This is a genomic window from Streptomyces capoamus, from assembly GCF_014654935.1.
In the GTDB taxonomy this organism is placed as follows: Bacteria; Actinomycetota; Actinomycetes; order Streptomycetales; family Streptomycetaceae; genus Streptomyces; species Streptomyces capoamus.
Window position 1 is genome coordinate 20,771 of sequence record NZ_BNBF01000033.1, and the last position, 4,467, is coordinate 25,237.

Sequence of the window (4,467 nt, forward strand, 5' to 3'; positions counted from 1 at the left end):
CGGCCTGGACCCGCCCCAGATCCGCGAGATGCGCGAGGTGATGATCCGCTACGCGGCCGGCGGCCGCACGGTGATCGTCTCCAGCCACCTGCTCGCCGAGGTCGAGCAGTCCTGCACTCACCTGGTGGTGATGGACCGCGGCCGGCTGGTGCAGGCCGGCCCGGTCCGGGAGATCGTCGGCTCCGGCGACACCCTGCTCGTCGGCACCGCCGTACCCGTGCCGCAGCCGGTCGCGGAGAAGGTGGGCGCGCTGTCCGGCGTCGCCTCCGCCGTGCGCACCGACGACGGACTGCTGGTCCGGCTGGACCCGGGCGGCACGCCCGAGCGGCTGATCGCGGAGCTGGTCCGGCTGGAGGTGCCGGTCGCCTCGGTCGGCCCGCACCGCCGCCTGGAGGACGCCTTCCTCACCCTGATCGGAGGTTCCGCATGAGCACGCTCACCGAGGTCGCCTCCGGCTATCGGGCGGGCCGCACCCTGCCCCTGCGGGTCGAGCTGGTCCGCCAGCTCACCCGGCGCCGCACCCTGGTCATGGGCGCGATCCTGGCCGTGCTGCCGTTCGTGCTGCTGATCGCCTTCGCGGTCGGCGGCGACCCGGGCGGGAGGAACGACCAGGTCACGCTGATGGACACGGCCACCGCCTCCGGCGCCAACTTCGCCGCCGTCAACCTGTTCGTCTCCGCGGGCTTCCTGCTGGTGATACCGGTCGCCCTGTTCTGCGGGGACACGGTCGCCTCCGAGGCGAGCTGGTCCTCGCTGCGCTACCTGCTGGCCGCGCCGGTGCCACGGGCCCGGCTGCTGTGGTCCAAGCTGGTCGTGGCGCTCGGCATGAGCCTCGCCGCGATGGTGCTGCTGCCGCTGGTGGCGCTCGCCGCCGGCACGGCCGCCTACGGCTGGGGCCCGCTGCAGATCCCCACCGGCGGCGCGCTGGACACCGGTACGGCGGCCCAGCGGCTCCTGGTGGCCGTGGCGTACATCTTCGTGTCGCAACTGGTCACCGCCGGGCTCGCGTTCTGGCTGTCGACCAGGACGGACGCCCCGCTCGGCGCGGTCGGCGGCGCCGTCGGCCTGACCATCGTCGGCAACGTCCTGGACGCCGTCACCGCCCTCGGCCACTGGCGCGACTTCCTGCCCGCGCACTGGCAGTTCGCCTGGGCGGACGCCGTCCAGCCCCGGCCGGAGTGGTCCGGCATGATCCAGGGCACGGCGGTCTCCCTCACCTACGCCCTGGTGCTGTTCGCCCTGGCCTTCCGGGGCTTCTCCCGCAAGGACGTCGTCTCCTGACACACCGGAGCGGGCCGCCGGACCACTCGGCGACCCGCTCCGGTCAGAAGGTCACTTCTCGCTGTTCTGGGACAGGATCGACACGTCCTCCAGCAGGTGCGCCAGCGCGCCGTCGCGCTTGACGTTGGAGGAGTTCTCGGTGCACTGCTGCTGCATGTGGTCCGACAGGATCGGGAGATCCTGGACATTGACGCCGATGAGGGCGCCCACCCCGATCGGGATGTCGTTCACGGCGATGCAGGGCTTGTTGAAGGAGCCCTGGATCAGGGCGATCTGCGGGCTCATGTTCCCGTAGGTGGCCGAGTTGCCGTAGCTCTGCCAGCCCGCGTTCCCGTTCGCGACGGTCGGCCCGTCGTCGTTCCCGATCGCCAGCGCCTGCGGTGCCGCGGCAGCGGAGGCGCCCATGGCCGAAGCGGCGACGGCCGCAGTGGCAACAATCTTCCTGAGCATTGGCCAGTCCTTTCTGGAAAACCCCGTCCACCGGAGCGCTCTGATTCAACTCCGTTGGGTCGTCTTGGTTTCTGCCGTTCACCCTGTCGGTCGAAGCGCTGGACTGGTGGTGTGTTTTTCCGATGTGCGCTTCTCGTCACCGCCGGACCGGCGGGGCTCCAACCGGGTGAATCGGCGGAACCATTCGCCGAGCACCGGGTTGATGAGGCCGTAGGGCATGCGTCGCTACGAGGAAAGGAACGCGAAGTGCTCAAGAAGGCAATGGTCGCCGCTGCGACCGCCGCTTCTGTCGTGGGAATGGCGGTGGCGGCCGCGCCGCAGGCGCTTGCCATCGGCAACGACGACGGACCGACCGTCGCGAATGGCAACGGCGCCGTGTCGTCGTTCGGCAACTCGGCGACGAAGGGCGACATGAGCCCGCAGCTCTCGCTCGTGCAGGGTTCGCTCAACAAGCCGTGCATCGGCATCCAGGACGTCGACGTCGCGGTCGACGCCCTCATCGGTGTCACGGTCCAGGACATCCCGATCCTGTCGGACCACCTGCAGCAGCAGTGCTCGGACAACTCCACCAACGCCAAGCGCGACGGTGCGATCTCGCACGTCCTGGAGGACATCTCCGTTCTCTCGGCCAACGGCGAAGGCTGAGCCGATCTGGCCGGCCCGGGTGGTCCGCTGCATAGTCCGCGGGCTGCCCGGGCCTTTTTTCCACCGAATTCAGGCGAGGGAAGAATGCGTGCGGAAGAACGCGTGAGCCATGCGGTGCGATCGAGTGATTATCGCCCGCTCCGTGTTCCGCGGTCTCCTGTTGTGTCAATCCCTCGTTCCGTGCCACGACCGTTCTCGTCGTGTTCGCACGGTTCTGGCCGTCATCGGGGCATGACCCCAGAGAAGGGAAGACTCATGAAGAAGACCGTCGCCGCCGTCACGGGCGCCATCCTGGCGCTGGGCCTGGCCGGCCCCGCCTTCGCCGACGCCGACGCCAACGGTGCCGCCGTCGGTTCCCCCGGCGTCCTGTCCGGCAACGTCGTCCAGGTGCCGATCCACATCCCGATCAACATCTGCGGCAACACCATCAACATCGTCGGTCTGCTGAACCCGGCGTTCGGCAACACCTGCATCAACGGCGACGTCGGCAAGCACTGACGACGCGCAACGCACCAGCTCCCGGCTGAGTACAGGCCGGCCCCGGACCGTCGATTCTGCGTCCCGAGGCCGGCCTTTCCACTTCTTCGAGCAGGAAGACCACGAGATTGCGACAGACTCTCAGCAAGGGTTTGGCCGTGGCCGCCGCCGCGACCGGTGTGCTGTCCGTGTACGGCGGCTCCGCGCTCGCCGACTCCCACGCACACGGCGCCGCCCAGGGCTCACCCGGGGTGCTCTCCGGGAACAACGTCCAGGCCCCGGTGAACGTCCCCGTCAACATCTGCGGCAATTCCGTCGACGCGGCCGCCGCGCTGAACCCGGCGTTCGGCAACTCCTGCGCCGCGGCCGCCCGTCGTGCGGCGGGTCAGGCCGGCAGTGAGCACCACGACGGGTACGGCGACACCGACGACCGGGCGGACCACTCCGGCTACGGCGACGACCAGCCCGGCACCGGCCACTCCGCGCCCCCGTACGGCGGAGCGGAGACGACCCCGCCCGCGCACGGCGGCGGCACGTCGGCCCCGCCGTCGTACGGCGAGGAGGAGACGACCCCGCCCGCGCACGGCGGCGGGAAGACCACTCCGCCTCCCTACGGCGGCGAGGAGACGACCCCGCCCCCGTACGGCGGCGGGAAGACCACTCCGCCTCCCTACGGCGGCGAGGAGACGACCCCGCCCCCGTACGGCGGCGGGAAGACCACTCCGCCTCCCTACGGCGGTGGGGAGACGACCCCGCCTCCCTACGGTGAGACCACTCCGCCGGGCGGGGGCCACAGCACACCTCCCGGGGGCGGGCACTCCACGCCGCCGTACGGGGGCGGCGAGAGCACGCCGCCGGGAGGCGGGCACACCACACCGCCCGGCGGTGGCGGGGAACACCCCGGACAGCCGCCGACGCTGCCGCACACCGGTGGGAACGGGCCGGCCATGATGGCGACCTCGGCGGCCAGCGCCGCACTGATCGCCGCCGGAGCGATCCTGTACCGGCGAGGCCGCGCCGCCGCCCGTCGATGAAGTGCAGGGTGCCGGACCGAACCGCCCGGCACCCCGCCGCCCACGGCGCGCGGAGCGCCTCGCGCTCCTCGGCGCCGTACCGTCATGTCCGCCACGTTTCCCCGTCCCGGCCGGGCGGGAGGCGCCAGCCCGCCGGGCCGGTGCGCAGTCGCCGTCGTACCCCGCGCACCAGCGTGCCCGCCGTGAAGGCCGCGCCGTGCACGAACCGCACCGCCGGACCGAAGCCCGCGGCCGTGACGGGGCCGGCCAGGAACAGGCCGGGGTACGACGACTCGAACTCCAGCCCCACCTCGGGCGCCCCGTCGGCGCCCGTCGCCAGCGCCGCGCGCAGGTCGGGGGAGAGCAGCCGCAGCCGCTCCCGGCCGAACCGGAAGCCGGTCGCCGCGATGACGTGCGCGGTCTCCAGCACGGCGGTGCCGCCCCGCCGGGAAACGGTCTCCAGGCGTACCCCGCCCGCGACCTGGCGGGCCGTCACCAGCTGGCGGCCGGGCACCACCGCCACCTGCCGTTCCACCCTTTCGCGCAGCCACCAGGCGCCGGCCGGGCCGAGCGCGCCGGCCGCCATCCGGGCCCGGGCCCG

Annotated in this window: 6 protein-coding genes and 1 pseudogene; 5 read left to right on the forward strand and 2 right to left on the reverse strand. The window is 72.2% G+C overall.

What is annotated here, in order from left to right:
- Together IE312_RS43085 and IE312_RS34060 are read left to right on the forward strand one after the other, a co-directional pair.
- On the forward strand, positions 1-430 hold a 430-nt coding region (locus IE312_RS43085; RefSeq protein WP_502267005.1), incomplete at its 5' end, for an ATP-binding cassette domain-containing protein.
- Positions 427-1,281 carry an ABC transporter permease gene (locus IE312_RS34060; protein WP_189986092.1) on the forward strand — a complete coding sequence of 285 codons (855 nt, stop codon included), beginning with the start codon at positions 427-429 and terminating at the stop codon, positions 1,279-1,281. The genes IE312_RS43085 and IE312_RS34060, both read left to right, overlap by 4 nt.
- Positions 1,282-1,332: 51 nt before the next feature.
- Here the strand turns inward: IE312_RS34060 and IE312_RS34065 are convergent, their stop codons facing one another.
- The gene (locus IE312_RS34065) at positions 1,333-1,731 is read right to left on the reverse strand and encodes a rodlin (protein ID WP_189986093.1); all 399 of its coding nucleotides are present in this window, start codon (positions 1,729-1,731) and stop codon (positions 1,333-1,335) included.
- Between the two features lie 246 nt (positions 1,732-1,977).
- On the opposite strand from IE312_RS34065, the gene IE312_RS34070 reads away from it, so the two are divergent.
- The 3 genes from IE312_RS34070 to IE312_RS44050 all read left to right on the forward strand — a co-directional run bounded on the left by IE312_RS34070 (position 1,978) and on the right by IE312_RS44050 (position 3,887).
- Entirely contained in the window at positions 1,978-2,376 is a 399-nt protein-coding gene (locus IE312_RS34070) for a rodlin (protein ID WP_189986094.1), read from the forward strand.
- Between the two features lie 255 nt (positions 2,377-2,631).
- Entirely contained in the window at positions 2,632-2,874 is a 243-nt protein-coding gene (locus IE312_RS34075; RefSeq protein WP_189986095.1) for a chaplin, read from the forward strand.
- A 107-nt stretch (positions 2,875-2,981) separates the two neighbouring features.
- On the forward strand, positions 2,982-3,887 hold the full coding sequence (locus IE312_RS44050; RefSeq protein WP_189986096.1) for a chaplin: 906 nt from the start codon (positions 2,982-2,984) through the stop codon (positions 3,885-3,887).
- 82 nt (positions 3,888-3,969) lie between these two features.
- Here the strand turns inward: IE312_RS44050 and IE312_RS43090 are convergent.
- Positions 3,970-4,467, reverse strand: a pseudogene (locus tag IE312_RS43090) (dimethylaniline monooxygenase); the annotation flags it as partial.

Bases quoted from the DNA above. Each gene is read 5' to 3' on its own strand.
- IE312_RS34075 (WP_189986095.1), top strand. From the start codon at position 2,632: ATGAAGAAGACCGTCGCCGCCGTCACGGGCGCCATCCTGGCGCTGGGC.
- IE312_RS34065 (WP_189986093.1), bottom strand. From the start codon at position 1,731: ATGCTCAGGAAGATTGTTGCCACTGCGGCCGTCGCCGCTTCGGCCATG.
- IE312_RS34060 (WP_189986092.1), top strand. From the start codon at position 427: ATGAGCACGCTCACCGAGGTCGCCTCCGGCTATCGGGCGGGCCGCACC.